A 17,380-nucleotide genomic window follows, 5' to 3' on the forward strand; every position below is an offset into this window, starting at 1 on the left:
CGTAGCGCCGATGGTAGTGTGGGGTCTCCCCATGCGAGAGTAGGGAACTGCCAGGCATTAATTAAGTGAAGAGGCCATCCTGACGGATGGCCTTTTTGCGTTTTTACGCTTCGAACTCACGCCCTGCGATGCCGGATGCCGGATGCTGATTGCCGGTCACCGGTTTTCAGCAGTCCTCTGTGCGTGGCGGAAAAAGCAGCCTGCCTCCGGAGCCAGCGCACAACAGGCGTGACTGCCTGATCAAACAAAGCCTCATGCGAAAGCGCGGGGCTTTTTCAAATTCGCACATGCCTTATTCTGAATTGCTTACCTTGCTAAGTTGAAATGTGATGTGCATCACTTCTGCAATATAACAAATGTGTAACATTTTGATCTTTGCGCTGAGTGGATATGGATATTCACAAGGTTCATATCTCCAAAATCTTTAGCAGGAGTATCAGAAGAATGGCAGAAAGCAGTGTGACAACACGAGACTCGCTCACCAGTAGCGATACCCGACGCAGGGTATGGGCGATCATTGGCGCTTCATCAGGTAACCTGGTGGAGTGGTTTGATTTCTATGTCTACTCCTTTTGCTCCCTCTATTTCGCGCACATCTTTTTCCCCGCAGGCAACACGACAACTCAGTTATTACAAACCGCCGGTGTTTTTGCTGCAGGCTTTCTGATGCGACCGATCGGAGGCTGGTTATTTGGCCGTATCGCTGACAGGCGCGGACGTAAGGCATCGATGCTCATCTCGGTGTGTATGATGTGCCTGGGATCGCTGGTCATCGCCTGCCTGCCCGGTTATGACTCCATCGGTACCTGGGCACCAGCATTATTACTGCTGGCGCGCCTGTTCCAGGGACTATCAGTGGGGGGTGAATATGGCACAAGCGCGACTTATATGAGCGAAGTTGCAGTGGAAGGGCGTAAAGGATTTTACGCATCATTTCAGTATGTCACGTTGATCGGCGGGCAATTACTGGCTCTATTGGTTGTGGTTGTATTACAGCAGGTTCTGAGCGACGAAGATTTACGTGCCTGGGGATGGCGTATTCCGTTTGCGCTCGGTGCCGCACTGGCTATTGTTGCGCTGTGGCTACGCCGACAACTTGATGAAACCTCACGGCAGGAGGTACGGGCCCTGAAAGAAGCGGGATCGCTAACAGGGCTGTGGCGTAATCGCAAGGCTTTCATTATGGTGCTTGGCTTTACGGCTGGCGGCTCACTGGCGTTCTACACCTTTACCACCTATATGCAAAAATATCTGGTAAATACCGCCGGAATGCATGCCAACGTTGCCAGCGTCATTATGACAGTTGCGTTATTTGTCTTTATGCTGATTCAACCCGTTATCGGCGCGCTGTCGGACAAGATAGGCCGCCGTTCCTCAATGTTGCTGTTCGGCGGCCTTGCCACGCTCTGTACTGTCCCGATTCTCAGCGCACTGCACAGTGTCACTTCGCCTTATGCCGCGTTCGCGCTGGTCATGCTGGCATTAGTGATTGTCAGTTTCTACACCTCAATCAGTGGGATCCTGAAAGCCGAGATGTTCCCGGCGCAGGTTCGTGCGCTAGGTGTTGGGTTATCTTATGCCGTGGCGAATGCGCTGTTTGGTGGTTCGGCAGAGTATGTTGCGCTGTCGCTCAAATCGGCCGGTTTTGAGAGCAGCTTTTTCTGGTACGTTACGGTGATGGGCGCATTGGCATTTCTGGTTTCCCTGATGCTGCATCGTAAAGGGAAAGGCATCCGGCTTTAGTGTCTATCTTGCCAGTTGCCACACGGCAAAACCGGTTGTGGCACCGGCAACATCCCATGCGAAATCTTTCCAGCTCCAGCCGCTCCCTGCCGGGCGGCTATCCCATAACTCTTTCGATGCCCCAAGGCTGACAGAAAACATCAGGCCGTATACCGCACTTCGGTCACGGCTGATGCCCTGACGTTGCGCGTATTCATTCCCGGCTGCGGAAAGCATGGCCGAACCAAGAAAATGTTGTGCTTTATCCTGCCCGCTCCAGCTATCGTTCGCCATATGGCTACAGCCTGTCAGCAGCAGTGTTGTTGCCAGCAAGGTGTATTTCATTGGAAGACCTGAAAAAAAGCCCCATCGCAGAGACGGGGCTTAAGGTTAAAGAATGCGGCTAATCAGCTTATCAATGCGGATACGGCGCAGGCGGCGTATCAGCTTACGTACTTTCACCGGGTAATCCGCAATGCTCTGCAAATCGCGGTAATGATTTACCACTGTGGTGTGCGTGCGAATAAGCTCCAGCTCTTTATCGCGCTGTGCGGCCAGCTCATGTTTTGGATCGTGGATGAGCACCGCGTTTTCCAGATCCAGACGCCAGGCGCGCGGGTTCAGGTTGTTCCCGGTGAGCAGGATCCACTCATCGTCGACCCACATTCCTTTCAGGTGGTAACTGTTATCGTCATCTTTCCACAGGCGAACGACAAGTTGGTCGGTATTCACATAATATTGCAGGCGGCTTAAGAAACGACGCAGGTTTATCTCATACAGATAAGGCAACGCGCCAATAATCTTAAACGGCTCATCTTCAGGAATGAAAAAGTCATTGGCCGTCTTATCGCCAACGATGATTTCGACTTTTTTCCCCTCGCGCAGCAATTGAATAATATTGCGTACCAGTACCGCAGGCAGGTTGAAATAGGGTGTACAAATCGTCAGCTTGTGCTCTGCGCACGGCATCAGATGGAAAATCGTCTTATTCAGCAGGCTGGATTTACCCAGACCAACCAGCGGAGTCACTGCCAGCTGTTCGTTATCTGCATCGCCCTGGAAATGGTACGACGCATCGCGCAATTCCTGGCGGAACAGGCGGATATCATTTTTGATTTCCGGGCTTTTAGGACGCAGCGGATCGTCAAGGCGGTTCACGCCACGACCCTGAATCAGATTCTGCTCAACCCAGCCTTGCATGACGTCTGCCATCTGCGGATTGCGGATCAACTGATAACGGTCATAGCGGTATTTATCGTGCTGATGCAGGTAAACATCGTTAAGGCTCGCGCCGCTATACAGCACGCAGTCATCAATAATAAAGCCTTTGAAGTGGAGCACGCCAAGCGCTTCGCGGGTATTAACCGGCACGCCGTAAACGGGAACGACAACGCCAGGGTTTTCCTGCGCCAGACGGCAGTACCAGTCCGCATTGGTATTCGACGCTGCTGCGCCAATACGGCCGCGCTGAGCGCGATGCCAGTCAACGAGGACGCGAACATCCAGCTCCGGGCGCTGGCGTTTTGCTTCATACAGCGCGTTCAGAATTCCTTTCCCGCCATCATCCTGCTCAAGATACAGGGCAATGATATAGATCCGGCGCGTTGCGGTGGCTATCTTCGCAAGCAGCGTCTCCCTGAAATCAGCAGGAGCATAGAAGAACTCTATATCATCAGCTGACTGAGAAATCTTGGGTAATTGGGCAAGGTGTTGTTGATGTTTATTACGCTTAAATTTTGACAACATCACAGTGCGTTTCTTCTCTGTTTATTGAAGGGTCTTCTGTTGCATGCAGACGACATAAGCGGGCAATAATAACACCGAGCCTGCTAAAGTGGTCAACATTTCCAGTACCTTACTCGGGATTACTCTGTCTGTGTCAGATGGAGCGACAAACCGACTATGCCATCTTCCAGTTGGATATCGACATCGAATCCCAGTTTACGCGCCAGTGTCACCATGCCGCGATTGTTGGGCATAGTAATACCATTCAAGCGCTTAAGTCCGTGATCCCGGGTATAACTGATGAGCTTTTCAAGTAAACGTCGTCCGAGCCCGAGCCCTTTCAAATCGGATCGCACCAGCACGGCAAATTCAGCGTCGATATTATCCGGATCGGAAATAGCGCGGGTTACGCCCAAAATCTCTTCGCCCTGATCGGTGCTGCGCACGGCCACGAAGGCCATTTCCCGATCGTAGTCGATCTGCGTCATATTCGCTAAATCATCGTGGGTAAATTCGTTGATCTCGCTAAAGTAGCGATAATAGAGATCTTCTTTTGTCACCCTGGCAATAAATGCCTGCAACTGAGGTTCGTCCTCGGGAAGAATCGGGCGGAACAAGCACTGTTCGCCATTTCTCATCTCAACATGTTCTTCCAGATGCTGCGGATAGGGGCGAATCGCAAGACGCGTCTCACCGTTCCCGGCGCTGGGCGCAATAGACATTGTGACATCCAGCGCCGTGAATTCGCTGCCGGAAGCCAGCAAAGGGTGAATGTCGAGCCGTTCGATTTCCGGGCAATCGACAATCAAATTTGAGACCTGAACTAAAAACTGGCTCAGGCCAGCGATATCCAGCGTGCGTAATGCGCTGCGCCCGCGGATCTTTTTACTTTTGATCGCCTGAATGACCAGGTAGCGCGCCAGATTCATGTTCAGTGGCGGAAGCGCTACAGCGGCTTGATCCTCTGCCCGCCACTCAACGCCGCCTTCACCTAACATGATCAGCGGGCCAAAAACCGGATCGTGTTCTACCACGACACGCAGTTCCTGTGCGCCAGCACGGTTCGCCATGCTCTGCACTTGCAAACCGTGGATGCGCGCCTGCGGCCAGTTCATTTTGACGCGATCGATAATCGCATCAGCAGCCTGCTGCACCTCTTTCGCGGTACGCAGATAAAGCATTACCCCCTGGACTTCCGACTTATGCGGGATATCGGGAGAGCGTAATTTCAGCGCGACCGGGTAGCCAATCTGTTCGGCAATATGCACGGCTTCCGCACTGTCGCTGGCAATCCAGGTCGGCAGCGTTTGCAGCCCCCAGGCGCGTAAAATTGGCTGCACTTCATGGGTATCCAGCGTTGATGCGCCATCGGCCAGTGCCTGTTGCAGAAGGTTGTGTGCTGCGGCGGTATCTGCTGTCAGGCTCACTGAGATCGCTGGCGTTTCACGTAGCTGTTTCTGGTTTCGCCGATATTCCACCATATGCATAAAGGCCGTGATGGTGCCTTCAGGCGTTCGGTAAGTTGGCAACCCGGCTTCGCTGAACAGACGCCGCGCTTCCTGCGAGGAAAACTCTCCGCACCAGTTGGTCAATACGGTAACGTATTTCCCGCGTGGATGTTTTTTCAGTGCGTCAATTAACGCCACCGCGCTTTCGCTGCCGGGCGCTGCGGCGCTGGGCGCGTGGATGACCATCAGCGCATCGTAATCCTGGCTGTCGAGCAGAATATTCAACGCGGCGATGTAACGCTCGCTGCTGGCGTCATCGCGCAAGTCCAGCGGGTTAGCGGGTTCCACATACTCCGGCAGCACGTCGCGCAACTGCGTTATCGTCTCTTCACTCAGTGTGGCCAGCTTACCGTTGCGTGACCACAATTCGTCCAGTGCCAGCGCGGCGGGGGCCGCGCCATTACTGATGATCATCAACCGTTCGCCGCGCAACGGGCGCATATGACTGAGCGTTTCGACGGCGGAAAAAAGTTCATGGGTATCCTGTACCCGCAATAAACCGGCGCGCTGAATTGCCGCATCCCAGGCCGGATCGAGTCCCGCATGGGAATGCAGCAGACGCTGCGCTTCCGGGCTGCGACCGCTTTTTATGACCAGAATCGGTTTATTACGTGATGCGCTACGTGCGGCGGAAACAAAGCGACGGGCGTCACTTAGCTGTTCCAGATAGAGCAGGATAGCGCTGGTTTTACTGTCGCGCGCCAGGAAATCGAGCAGTTCATCAACATCAATATCGAGGCTATCGCCGAGGGCGATGAAATAAGAAAACCCCATTTCCCGCTGCTGCGCCCAGTCGAGGATGGTATTGGAGACGGCGGCAGACTGGGAAATAAACGCCAGTTTGCCGCGTGTAATCGGCACCGGCGAAAAACTGGCGTTAAGGCCTTGCCAGGGGGCGAGCAAGCCCAGGCTGTTCGGGCCAAGCAACCGCATCTGATAGCGGCCAGCGCAGGCCAGCAAATCGGCATGCTGCTCGGGCGGAGCGGAAAGAATAATGCAGGTTTTACACCCCTTTTGGCCGAGCGCCTCAAGCAGCGTCAAATTACGTTTAGCGTGGGTACACAACACCGCAAGATCGGGCGTGAAAGGCAGACTGGCGACATCCGGCCACGCCAGAACACCCTGAACTGCTTTATAGGCGGGCGTTACCGGTAAGACAGGACCGGCGAAACCGCCTGCCAGTAAATTGCGCATCATTAAAAAACCCGCGCGATCCGGCTTCATGGATGCACCCACCACCGCAATCGATCGGGGACGTAATAACGCTTCCAGCCCTCGTTGGCTCATACCGGCCTCCGCAAAAGAGTGACCCGATGATATTAAACGTTTTCTACGGCGTTTGCTGTGATGGTGGATGGATGATGCGGTTTCCCCGCCAGGTAACGCTCGCGGAACAGGGTGAAGTGATCGCTGAGCGCTTGCGCTGCGGTGCTGTCGCCAGCGAGATCCAACAGGGCAATGGCCACTTCCGCCGTGCAGTATTGATCGTCTGCATGCGCTTCCCTTAAACGATAGGCAGACACGCGTGACAGATCGACGGAGATAACCGGTAATGCATCCAGATAGGGACTTTTGCGAAACATTTTACGCGCTTCGGTCCAGGTGCCATCCAGCATAATAAACAGTGGCGGTTTGCCGGCGGCGGGAGCGCTCAACACCTGACGTTCGCTGCCCGCATAAGACGCCGGGAAGACAACCATCGGTTGGTATTCGTCACTGGTACATAAATCAATAAGCGCTTGCGGTGGTTCGGTACGCGACCATTGAAAAGCCTGCGTATCGGGCAGGATATCGGCAATCAAACGCCCGGTGTTACTGGGTTTCATTGGCTCGGTGTCGAACATGACCAGGCAAAAACGGCTATTGGCGCAAGCCGGTTTTAAGGTATCACACAGACAGTTTTTCAGCGGCAGCAAGCAGCGCTGGCAGCGGCGAATACGGTTGCCACGCGCCAGAAACGGGCGCGTCGAGCGGGCAAGGCGCTCAGCACGGAGTTGGAGAACAGCGTTATTGGTCATGAAGGTCGCGCAAGAAAAACGCCATTGTCGCAGAGCTGAAAACGGGGCACAAGATGCGCCCCGAAAGGATTACAGTGATTCGTTAAGCCAGCTGTCGAACGGCGCTTTTGGCATCGCGCCACTTAGCATGTCCACCACTTCGCCATTTTTGAACAGCATAATGGTTGGAATACTGCGAATGCGGAAACGCGCACTGAGCTCGCGCTCGGCTTCGGTGTTAACTTTTACAAAGCGTACTTTACCGCTGCGTTCTTCTGCGACATCTTCGAAAATCGGCGCGAAGTTGCGGCACGGGCCGCACCATGGCGCCCAGAAATCGACAACCACAGGCAGGTCATCTTTCAGCAGCTTATCCAGGGTTTCGCCAGTCGCATTGATTACATCTCCATCGAACAGCTCATGTCCACAGCGCCCACATTTCGCGCCGTCGTTCATTCTTTCTTCAGGAATGCGGTTCAGCGCCTGACAGCTTGCACATACGGTATTCATAACTAACCTCAGGGAAGCGATGGTACAAAGCGGCGTTTCGCCGGTATGTTTCTTCAATGTTACATATTATTGATAAGAAGGTTTTAAACGACAACGCGTTTTATTCAATGAGTACAATAGCCGATAACTTTTGAACGAATTAATGGCTAAGCGCCAGCACATCAGGTAATCTGCGCGCTTCGCGCAGCGCTGGTGGAGAAAAGCATGAACGATGAATTAAAGAATAAAAGCGGCAAGGTCAAAGTGATGTATGTCCGCAGTGATGATGATTCCGATAAACGTGGCTATAACCCGCGCACCGGGAAAGGGCCAGCGCGTAGCGGAACGTCTTCGCGCGGTGGCGATGACCGTCGCACCTCCCGCGATGATAAAGGTCGTGCTGGCCGTGACGACAGAAGTCGTTCTGCTCGCGATGACCGGGGCCGCCCTGCTCGTGATGACAGAAGCCGCCCGCAGCGAGACAATTTCAGTAACCAGAGTGATTCGCCGTGGCGTACCGTTTCCCGTGCGCCGGGCGACGAAACGCCGGAAAAACCGGATCACGGTGGTATTAGCGGTAAAAGTTTTATCGATCCGGAAGTGCTGCGCCGTCAGCGCGCGGAAGAGACGCGCGTCTATGGCGAAAATGCCTGCCAGGCACTGTTCAGCAGCCGTCCTGAATCGATTGTCCGCGCCTGGTTTGTGCAGAGCGTGACCCCGCGTTTTAAAGAAGCTCTGCGCTGGATGGCCGCGAACCGTAAAGCGTATCATGTGGTTGATGAAGACGAACTGGCGAAAGCCTCCGGTACAGAACATCACGGCGGCGTATGCTTCCTGATCAAAAAGCGTAATGGTCTTAGCGTCCAGAAATGGGTGGCGAATGCCGCAGAAGAAGATTGCGTGCTGGCGCTGGAAGATGTGGGCAACCCGCACAACCTCGGCGCAATTATGCGTAGCTGCGCACATTTCGGTGTGAAAGGCGTGGTATTGCAGGATGCGGCAGTGGTTGAATCTGGCGCGGCTGTCCGTACGGCTGAAGGCGGCGCGGAACACGTTCAGCCGATCACCGGCGATAGCTTTGTCGATGCGCTGGAAGAGTTCCGCCAGGCGGGTTACGCGCTGGTGACGACTTCCAGCCACAACGGAACGCCGCTGTTTAAAGCTGAGTTGCCGAAAAAGATGGTGCTGGTGCTGGGTCAGGAGCGTGATGGTTTGTCTGATGTGACGCTGTCTCGTTCAGATTTAAGCGTCTCAATTGAAGGCACCGGCAACGTTGAAAGCCTCAACGTGTCTGTCGCAACCGGTGTGTTGCTGGCAGAGTGGTGGCGTCAAAATAAAGCCTGATAGCGCAACGCCATATGCAATAAAAAATGCCAGCGTAATGCTGGCATTTTTTTATTCTACTCGCTGAAAATCACACCCTGTGGGTATGGTCATCAACACCTTTTGGGCTCTGCTTTATTGCTGTTGGATTTCAATTTCACAAGCCTGGCAGAGGCTTTTTTCAAGTCCTTCCAGGGGGCAATTAACGCCGTCTTTTCTGGAGGCTGATTTTTACTTACTCTCTGCCGGGAGTGTCGGCATCCAGTCGATTGGCGTTTCGCCCTGTTTTTCCAGCCATTGATTCGCCAGGACAAAATGGTTACAGCCGAAAAATCCACGGTGCGCGGAGAGCGGTGACGGATGCGGTGCTTTCAGAACATGATGGCGTTTTGTGTCGATAATCGCCCCTTTTTTCTGTGCGTGCGAACCCCAAAGCAGAAAGACCACGCCTTCGCGGTGCTCATTAATCAGGCTAATCACTTTATCGGTGAAGGTTTCCCAGCCGAGGCTTGCGTGCGAGTGCGCCTGACCGGCGCGTACGGTGAGTACGGTATTAAGTAGCAGCACGCCCTGACGCGCCCAGCTTTCGAGATAACCATGTTGCGGGCGCACAAAACCCGGGATGCTGGCTTCCAGCTCTTTATACATATTCAGCAGAGAAGGGGGAGGTGCAATGCCCGGAAGAACAGAAAACGCCAAACCGTGAGCTTGTCCCGGGCCGTGGTAGGGATCCTGGCCGAGGATCACAACTTTGACATCGCCAAGCTCAGTGAAACGAAAGGCGTTGAACACATCTTTCTGCGGCGGATAGATGGTTATTCCGGACTGACGTTCAGCCGCCACCGTGCTAAGGGTATTAATAAAGTACGGCTGCTGTTTTTCTTCTGCCAGCACATCATGCCATGTTAATGAAGTGGTCATCCCGCTCTCCTGCGAAGTTCGTTCCCCGTAGCTTAACTGCTTATTTCCCCGGAACAAAATTCACTGTCGCCCGTGAACGAAAATCCTAAAAATATTTTTAAAATTTACAAAAATTTTAAGTTGGTGTGACTGGCGTAACTTGATATAAAACAAGTATATTCCCCAATAGCCATTTTTACTGTGTGGTTTTTATTGATTTAAATCAAAGAATGCCGCATGTCGGACTGGTATATAAACAATCAGACAACAATGGTTTTACCAATTGGCCGGAAAGAATCCGGCTAATCAAATAATGTGCCTAAGGGAGGCTATTCATGATTACTGGTATCCAGATTACTAAAGCTGCCAATGACAACCTGCTGAATTCGTTCTGGCTGCTCGATAACGACAAAGGCGAAGCTCGTTGCGTATGTGCCAAAGCGGGTTATGCAGAAGATGAAGTGGTTGCGGTTAGCAAACTCGGCGATATCGAATACCGTGAAATTCCGATGGAAGTGAAACCGGAAGTGCGCGTTGAAGGCGGCCAGCACCTGAACGTTAACGTGCTGCGTCGCGAAACACTGCTTGATGCCGTTGAACACCCGGAAAAATACCCACAGCTGACGATTCGTGTCTCCGGTTATGCTGTGCGTTTTAACTCTCTGACGCCAGAACAGCAGCGCGACGTTATTGCTCGTACCTTTACTGAAAGCCTGTAATTTCAGGCACACATAAAAACGCCGGGATACCCCGGCGTTTTTTTACTCTTCTGTATTTTGCGGCGCAGTACTTGCAGCGCTCGGCTTACGTCGTTTACCAATGTTTTTGGTGTCACGATGGCGTTGCTTCACGCGCGGTTTCTCTTTTTCTTTCTCTTTTTTCTTCTCTGCGCGCTTCGCCAGCACTTTCTTCGACGGTTTGCCTGTCAGCTTTTCACTGGGAGCGCGCGTTTTCGCACGCAATTCATCTATTACGCGCGGCTTCAGCGGCTCTTCAACATAACGGCCAATTTTACCCAGCAGCAGATGATCGTGCGCCTCGACCAGCGAAATCGCGGTGCCTTTACGACCCGCGCGGCCTGTACGACCGATGCGGTGCAGGTAGGTATCGCCGCTGCGCGGCAGATCGAAGTTAAAGACGTGGCTGACATCATCGATATCAATGCCGCGAGCGGCGACATCGGTGGCGACCAGCACATTCACACGACCTTCTGTCAGGCGTTTGATCGCTTCGTTACGCTTCGCCTGTACCATCTCACCTTCGAGATAGCAGTTGTTGATACCCGCTTCACGCAGCCAGTTCGCCAGCTCATGCACACGTTCGCGTTTGCGCACAAACACGATAGAGCGGCTAACTTCAGGTTGCTTGAGCAGATGTACCAGCAGCGCGGTTTTATGGGCGACGTCATCGGCACGGTAGTACCACTGGTGAATTTTCTTGCGCTCACGCGTTGATGGCGTGGCGGAAACTTCGACAGGATCTTCCAGCAGGCGCTCAGCAAAATTTTTAATGGCCTCGCCTTCCAGCGTCGCGGAGAACAGCATGGTCTGCTTACGCCAGCGGGTTTCACCGGCAATATGCTCGATATCTTGTGCGAAGCCCATGTCCAGCATGCGGTCTGCTTCGTCAAGGATCAGCGTTTCTACCGCGCGGCAGTCGAAGTTCTCTTCTTTAATATATTGCAGCAGGCGGCCAGTGGTCGCGACCACGATATCCTGGTTTTCGCTGAACACTTCCGCGTGGTTCATATACGCTACACCGCCGGTAATGGTGGCGATATCCAGATGCGTGTTCGCGGCAAGTTCACGCGCGTGATCGGCAACCTGCATCGCCAGTTCGCGGGTCGGCGTTAGGATCAGGATACGCGGCGGGCCGGATTTTTTACGCGGGAAGTCCAGAAGGTGCTGCAACGCAGGCAGCAGATATGCCGCCGTTTTACCGGTGCCGGTAGGGGCGGAACCGAGGACATCACGCCCTTCAAGCGCAGGCGGAATGGCGGCGGCCTGGATGGCGGTCGGGCGTGTAAAGCCTTTACTCTGGAGCGCGTCCAGCAGGCTGTCGTCAAGTTCGAGTTCGGAAAAAGTCGTTACAGTCATGATCTACCTCTGTGTGGGGCGCCGATTATAGACGTTACGGCTGCAATCTTCATCTGTTGTCTGCTTATTGCTTTTCCGGCGCTTTGCTTTCCCCTATGCTACACCGGTTTCCGAATCGAGGTTGTAAAGATGTCCCAGTCAAAGGCTCAGTTGCGCCGTGACGGCTTCACGTTTAAAGAATTCTTTGTTGCGCACGATCGCTGTGCCATGAAAGTGGGCACCGATGGGGTGATGTTAGGCGCGTGGGCACCAGTTTCCAAAGCGCGGCATGTGCTGGACATTGGTACCGGCAGTGGGCTGCTGGCGCTGATGCTGGCGCAACGCACATCGCCAGAAGTAACAATTGATGCCGTCGAGCTGGATGAGCAAGCTGCGGGGCAGGCGCAGGAAAATGTCCAGGCCTCGCCGTGGGCGGAGCGCATTACCGTACATCAGGCGGATATCTGCCAGTGGAGCACGGAAAACACCGCGCGCTACGATCTGATTGTCAGCAATCCCCCCTATTTTGACGAAGGGGTGCAATGCGCCACGCCAGAGCGCGATAAAGCGCGCTATACCACAACGCTTGATCATCAGTCCTTGCTGGAAATTGGCGCAACGCTGATTACGGAAGAGGGATTTTTCTGCGTCGTTCTGCCGATTGAAATCAGCGAAGCCTTTGTCAGCAAAGCGCAAACGCTGGGCTGGCATCTGCGTTTGCGTACGGATGTGACTGAAACAGAAAGCCGCTTGCCGCATCGGGTCCTGCTGGCTTTCTCACCGCGAGATGGCGAAATGTTTGCCGATCGTCTGGTGATCCGTGGGCCAGATCAGCGTTACTCAGAGAGCTACACTGCGCTGACCCAGGCGTTTTATCTGTTTATGTAGTTTTGTGGCGAGAGCACTGTCGGGCCGGATTCCGGCAGTAAATCGGGGTAATCCAGCGTGAAATGCAACCCGCGGCTCTCTTTGCGCGCCATCGCACAGCGGACAATTAACTCCGCGACTTGCACCAGGTTGCGCAATTCCAGCAGGTTATTCGAAACACGGAAGTTCGCGTAGTATTCATCGATTTCCTGCTGCAACAACGTAATACGGCGCTGCGCCCGTTCAAGGCGTTTAGTGGTGCGCACAATGCCGACGTAATCCCACATAAACAGCCGTAATTCGTGCCAGTTGTGTTGCAGAATCACCCGTTCATCGGCATCGTCCACGCGGCTTTCATCCCATGCTGGCAACGTCGTGACCGCCTGGGCATGCGGTATCCGGTGGGCGATATCTTCCGCTGCAGACCAGCCATAGACCAGGCACTCCAGTAGCGAGTTCGACGCCATGCGGTTTGCTCCGTGCAAACCGCTATAGCTCACTTCCCCAATGGCATACAGCCCGTCGACGTCGGTACGCCCGCGATCGTCAATCATGACGCCGCCGCAGGTGTAATGTGCCGCGGGGACAATCGGAACAGGCTCTTTGGTTAAATCAATGCCAAGCCCGAGCAACTTTTCATAAATCATCGGGAAATGGTGACGGATAAATTCAGCCGGTTTATGGCTGATATCGAGATACATGCAATCGACGCCGAGGCGTTTCATTTCATGATCGATCGCACGGGCGACCACATCGCGTGGCGCTAACTCGCCCCGCGCGTCAAAATCTGGCATGAAACGGGTGCCGTCCGGGCGTTTCAAATGTGCGCCTTCACCGCGTAACGCTTCCGTGAGCAGGAAGTTGCGCGCCTGCGGGTGGAACAGGGCGGTAGGGTGAAATTGATTAAACTCCAGGTTCGCCACCCGACAGCCCGCACGCCAGGCCATGGCGATACCGTCCCCGGAGGCGATATCCGGATTGGTGGTGTACTGATAGACCTTCGAGGCACCACCGGTTGCCAGTACCACGGCTTTTGCCTGGCAGGTTTCCACCTGTTCTTTATTACGGTTCCACACCCACGCGCCCACCACACGGCGCGTTCCGGCCAGGCCAATTTTGTCGGAGATAATCAGATCTACCGCATTGCAGCGCTCAAGCACGCGAATGTTCGGATGGTTAATCGCCTGGGTAACCAGCGTGTTTTCGACCTCTTTGCCGGTCGCGTCGGCGCTATGCAGAATGCGGCGGTGGCTATGCCCGCCTTCGCGCGTGAGGTGGTAACTGGCTTCGCCGTTGGCAGCGACTTCGGTATCAAACAACACGCCTTGATCAATAAGCCACTGGACACACTGGCGCGCGTTGCTGGCGACAAACTCGGCGGCGTGGCGCTCCACAATCCCGGCACCGGCAATCAGCGTGTCTTCCACATGCGATTCGATGCTATCGGTTTCATCAAATACCGCAGCGATACCGCCCTGCGCATAAAATGTCGAACCTTCGCTAATGGGACCCTTGCTTAAAACAATGACCTTATGTTTGTCTGCAAGCCGTAAAGCCACCGAAAGACCGGCCGCGCCGCTGCCGATGACCAGTACATCACAGGAGAGTTCAGGAGTCGTTTTCATGGTTTGTTTAATTTACTAAACAGTGTTTGCGCAGCATAGCACCGTAAGCGGCAATTGATCACTGTTTTTTGTTTCTCTTGTATTAACGGCTAAACATGTCTGCGAGGATGAAAAGAGGTAACCGGAAAAAAAAGCTATTAATAAGCAGTTTGTTAGCGAGGGCGTATTAGAGATGAAAAAAAAGCGGTATTGCGTTACTCTCTGGCGGTCTTAAGGTCTTTTCTTTGAGAAAACACATTGTTCAAAGTTTGCAGACTTATAATGAGTGAGAATGAAAAGTCTGTGGAACGATGCACAAAAACAAAGGCGTAACGGAACTTTATCACATACTGCCCCTCTAACTGGCTGCTTGCTCATATAGTGCAGTATTGGAGTGGCGTTCTGGATACGCGTGGAAATTGGTTTTGGGGAGACTTTACCTCGGATGAGCGAGCAGTTAACGGATCAGGTCCTGGTCGAAAGGGTCCAGAAAGGAGATCAGAAAGCGTTTAACTTACTGGTGGTGCGCTACCAGCATAAAGTGGCGAGTCTGGTTTCCCGTTATGTCCCTTCGGGCGATGTGCCTGATGTCGTACAAGAGTCATTTATAAAAGCCTATCGCGCGCTTGATTCATTCAGGGGGGATAGCGCTTTTTATACCTGGCTGTACCGAATTGCGGTTAATACAGCGAAAAATTACCTGGTTGCCCAAGGGCGCAGGCCGCCATCCAGTGATGTCGACGCAATTGAAGCAGAAAACTTCGAAAGTGGCGGTGCACTGAAAGAAATTTCGAACCCTGAGAACTTAATGTTGTCAGAAGAACTGCGACAAATAGTTTTTCGTACCATTGAGTCACTCCCGGAAGATTTACGTATGGCAATTACGTTGCGGGAGCTGGATGGCCTGAGTTATGAAGAGATTGCGGCCATAATGGATTGTCCGGTAGGTACCGTTCGTTCGCGTATCTTCCGTGCGCGGGAAGCTATTGATAATAAAGTTCAACCGCTTATCAGGCGTTGACGATAGCGGGATACTGAAAAAGGTATTAGGCATGCAGAAAGAACAACTTTCCGCTTTAATGGATGGTGAAACGCTGGATAGTGAGCTGCTCGTTGAGTTGTCTCAGGATCCGGAAATGCAGAAAACCTGGGAGAGCTACCATCTCATCCGCGATTCCATGCGTGGTGATACCGCCGGTCTCCTCCATTTCGATATCTCAGCCCGAGTAATGGCCGCGATTGAGAATGACGCTGTTCAGGCGCCGGCGCCATTGATTCCTGAAGCTCAGCCCGCTCCTCACCAATGGCAGAAAATGCCGTTCTGGCACAAAGTTCGTCCGTGGGCCAGCCAGCTTACCCAGATGGGCGTTGCGGCATGCGTATCGCTTGCTGTAATTGTTGGCGTCCAGCACTATAATGGCTCGGCTGAATCAACCCAACAGCCCGAAGCGCCAGTGTTTAATACGCTGCCGATGATGGGCAAAGCCAGTCCGGTGAGTTTGGGTGTTCCGTCTGATGCGACGGCAAATGCCGGTCAGCAACAGCAGGTGCAGGAACAACGTCGTCGCATTAATGCGATGCTGCAGGATTACGAACTGCAACGCCGTCTGCACTCCGAACAGCTTCAGTTTGAGCAGGCGCAAACACAGCAAGCAGCTGTTCAGGTGCCAGGAAATCAAACTTTAGGAACGCAATCGCAGTAATGAAGCAACTTTGGTGTGCCATGTCTTTTGTGGCTACTGGCTTGTTCTTCTCTGTCAACGCCTCGGCTGATGTTTCGTCCGGGGCGTTGCTGCAGCAAATGAACGTGGCGAGCCAGTCGCTCAACTATGAACTCTCTTTTGTCAGCATCAATAAGCAGGGTGTTGAATCGTTACGCTACCGCCATGTGCGTCTTAACGATCAGCCGCTTGCACAGTTGTTGCAAATGGACGGCCCCCGCCGCGAAGTGGTACAGCGTGGCAATGAGATCAGCTACTTCGAACCGGGCCTTGAGCCTTTCACGCTCAACGGCAACTTCATCGTTGATTCACTGCCGTCGCTGGTTTATACCGACTTCAAACGTCTTTCTCCCTATTACGATTTCATCTCCGTGGGACGCACGCGCATTGCTGACCGGCTGTGCGAAGTGATCCGCGTTGTGGCGCGTGATGGCACCCGTTACAGCTATATTGTGTGGATGGATGAAGAAACCCGCCTGCCGATGCGCGTTGATTTGCTTGATCGTGATGGTGAAACCCTTGAACAGTTCCGCGTTATTGCTGTCACCGTCAACGGCCAGGTGACCAACAGCATGCAAACACTGGCGAAAGCCAGTTTGCCGCCGCTGCTTTCACTTCCGGCTGGCGATAACGTCGTGTTTAACTGGGAACCGGCCTGGTTGCCACAAGGGTTTAGCGAAGTCTCCAGCAGCCGTCGCCAACTGCCAACCATGGATATGCCCGTTGAATCCCGCCTCTATTCCGACGGCTTGTTCAGCTTCTCCGTTAACGTTAACCGTGCTAATCAGAATAGCGCCGATCAGATGCTGCGCACCGGTCGACGTACCGTGAGCACGACGGTTCGTGATAACGCTGAAATCACGGTTGTCGGTGAATTGCCGCCGCAAACCGCAAAACGTATTGCGGACAGTCTCAAATTTAAGGCCGCACAATGATAAAAGAGTGGGCGACCGTCGTTTCCTGGCAAAATGGTAACGCGCTGGTCGAATGTGATGTCAAAGCTTCCTGTAGCAGTTGCGCTTCGCGTGCCGGTTGCGGCAGCCGTGTGCTGAATAAACTCGGTCCGCAAACCACGCATACCATTGCCGTGCCCAGTGCCGAGCCGTTAGTTGCCGGGCAGAAAGTTGAATTAGGCATCGCCGAGAGCAGCCTGCTGGGCTCCGCGGTACTGGTCTATATGTCGCCGCTGGTAGGCCTGTTTGTCATGGGCGCCATTTTCCAGGCGCTCTTCGGCCAGGATCTCGCAGCGCTTTGCGGCGCAGTGCTTGGCGGCGTTGGCGGTTTTTTACTGGCCCGTGGTTTGTCGCCAAAGCTTGCCACGCGCAGCGAATGGCAGCCGGTTATTCTCAGCGTCGGCCTGCCTCCGGATCTTATCCGCGTCGACAACGCATCCGCTGAACGCCAGCCGTAATATCCTCTTTAAGTCTTACGATAATAGCGATACTTTTC

Annotated in this window: 16 protein-coding genes; 8 read left to right on the forward strand and 8 right to left on the reverse strand. The window is 53.6% G+C overall.

What is annotated here, in order from left to right; genetic code table 11:
* The first annotated feature begins 444 nt into the window (after window positions 1–444).
* Complete coding sequence (locus O3S68_RS00005) at window positions 445–1,743, forward strand: MFS transporter (RefSeq protein WP_045510518.1); 1,299 nt, start codon at window positions 445–447, stop codon at window positions 1,741–1,743.
* A 3-nt stretch (window positions 1,744–1,746) separates the two neighbouring features.
* On the opposite strand, the gene O3S68_RS00010 is transcribed toward O3S68_RS00005, so the two are convergent.
* The 5 genes from O3S68_RS00010 to trxC all read right to left on the reverse strand — a co-directional run bounded on the left by O3S68_RS00010 (window position 1,747) and on the right by trxC (window position 7,462).
* On the reverse strand, window positions 1,747–2,067 hold the full coding sequence (locus tag O3S68_RS00010; protein ID WP_269230548.1) for a YfiM family lipoprotein: 321 nt from the start codon (window positions 2,065–2,067) through the stop codon (window positions 1,747–1,749).
* 45 nt (window positions 2,068–2,112) lie between these two features.
* The gene (gene pssA, locus O3S68_RS00015) at window positions 2,113–3,468 is read right to left on the reverse strand and encodes a CDP-diacylglycerol--serine O-phosphatidyltransferase (protein ID WP_020454762.1); all 1,356 of its coding nucleotides are present in this window, start codon (window positions 3,466–3,468) and stop codon (window positions 2,113–2,115) included.
* Between the two features lie 119 nt (window positions 3,469–3,587).
* On the reverse strand, window positions 3,588–6,242 hold the full coding sequence (locus O3S68_RS00020; RefSeq protein WP_269230549.1) for a bifunctional acetate--CoA ligase family protein/GNAT family N-acetyltransferase: 2,655 nt from the start codon (window positions 6,240–6,242) through the stop codon (window positions 3,588–3,590).
* Between the two features lie 32 nt (window positions 6,243–6,274).
* On the reverse strand, window positions 6,275–6,973 hold the full coding sequence (locus O3S68_RS00025; RefSeq protein WP_269230550.1) for a tRNA-uridine aminocarboxypropyltransferase: 699 nt from the start codon (window positions 6,971–6,973) through the stop codon (window positions 6,275–6,277).
* A gap of 69 nt (window positions 6,974–7,042) precedes the next feature.
* A complete protein-coding gene (gene trxC / locus O3S68_RS00030; protein ID WP_020454759.1) occupies window positions 7,043–7,462 on the reverse strand; it encodes a thioredoxin TrxC in 420 nt (139 codons plus the stop codon).
* A gap of 204 nt (window positions 7,463–7,666) precedes the next feature.
* Between trxC and O3S68_RS00035 the strand changes: the two genes are divergently transcribed.
* Window positions 7,667–8,785 carry a tRNA/rRNA methyltransferase gene (locus O3S68_RS00035; RefSeq protein WP_269230551.1) on the forward strand — a complete coding sequence of 373 codons (1,119 nt, stop codon included), beginning with the start codon at window positions 7,667–7,669 and terminating at the stop codon, window positions 8,783–8,785.
* A 210-nt stretch (window positions 8,786–8,995) separates the two neighbouring features.
* Here O3S68_RS00035 and ung read toward each other — a convergent pair whose 3' ends face one another.
* Window positions 8,996–9,685, reverse strand: coding sequence for a uracil-DNA glycosylase (gene ung, locus O3S68_RS00040; protein WP_020454757.1), 690 nt, complete (start codon window positions 9,683–9,685; stop codon window positions 8,996–8,998).
* 314 nt (window positions 9,686–9,999) lie between these two features.
* Between ung and grcA the strand changes: the two genes are divergently transcribed.
* Complete coding sequence (grcA, locus tag O3S68_RS00045) at window positions 10,000–10,383, forward strand: autonomous glycyl radical cofactor GrcA (RefSeq protein WP_020454756.1); 384 nt, start codon at window positions 10,000–10,002, stop codon at window positions 10,381–10,383.
* 42 nt (window positions 10,384–10,425) lie between these two features.
* Here grcA and srmB read toward each other — a convergent pair whose 3' ends face one another.
* Complete coding sequence (srmB, locus tag O3S68_RS00050) at window positions 10,426–11,760, reverse strand: ATP-dependent RNA helicase SrmB (RefSeq protein ID WP_097407585.1); 1,335 nt, start codon at window positions 11,758–11,760, stop codon at window positions 10,426–10,428.
* Window positions 11,761–11,889: 129 nt separating this feature from the next.
* On the opposite strand from srmB, the gene trmN reads away from it, so the two are divergent.
* Window positions 11,890–12,627 (forward strand): tRNA(1)(Val) (adenine(37)-N(6))-methyltransferase TrmN, encoded by a 738-nt coding sequence (gene trmN / locus O3S68_RS00055; protein WP_269230552.1) that lies wholly within the window; start codon window positions 11,890–11,892, stop codon window positions 12,625–12,627.
* Here the strand turns inward: trmN and nadB are convergent.
* Window positions 12,612–14,231: an L-aspartate oxidase gene (gene nadB, locus O3S68_RS00060; protein WP_269230553.1), complete on the reverse strand. Its 1,620-nt coding sequence runs from the start codon at window positions 14,229–14,231 to the stop codon at window positions 12,612–12,614. The genes trmN and nadB overlap by 16 nt on opposite strands.
* Before the next feature lie 424 nt (window positions 14,232–14,655).
* Between nadB and rpoE the strand changes: the two genes are divergently transcribed.
* From rpoE to rseC, 4 genes are read left to right on the forward strand one after another with little or no spacing between them, the layout of a single operon-like run.
* Entirely contained in the window at window positions 14,656–15,231 is a 576-nt protein-coding gene (gene rpoE, locus O3S68_RS00065; protein ID WP_000003307.1) for an RNA polymerase sigma factor RpoE, read from the forward strand.
* A 31-nt stretch (window positions 15,232–15,262) separates the two neighbouring features.
* Window positions 15,263–15,913, forward strand: a complete 651-nt coding sequence (rseA, locus tag O3S68_RS00070) for an anti-sigma-E factor RseA (protein ID WP_269230554.1) — start codon at window positions 15,263–15,265, stop codon at window positions 15,911–15,913.
* Window positions 15,913–16,866 (forward strand): sigma-E factor regulatory protein RseB, encoded by a 954-nt coding sequence (gene rseB, locus O3S68_RS00075; protein WP_020454751.1) that lies wholly within the window; start codon window positions 15,913–15,915, stop codon window positions 16,864–16,866. The genes rseA and rseB overlap by 1 nt, the downstream gene beginning before the upstream one ends.
* Window positions 16,863–17,342, forward strand: coding sequence for a SoxR-reducing system protein RseC (gene rseC, locus O3S68_RS00080; RefSeq protein WP_020454750.1), 480 nt, complete (start codon window positions 16,863–16,865; stop codon window positions 17,340–17,342). Before rseB ends, rseC begins: the two co-directional genes overlap by 4 nt.
* Window positions 17,343–17,380 lie beyond the last annotated feature (38 nt).

The sequence above is a fragment of the Kosakonia sp. SOY2 genome, assembly GCF_027109175.1.
Classification (GTDB): Bacteria; Pseudomonadota; Gammaproteobacteria; order Enterobacterales; family Enterobacteriaceae; genus Kosakonia.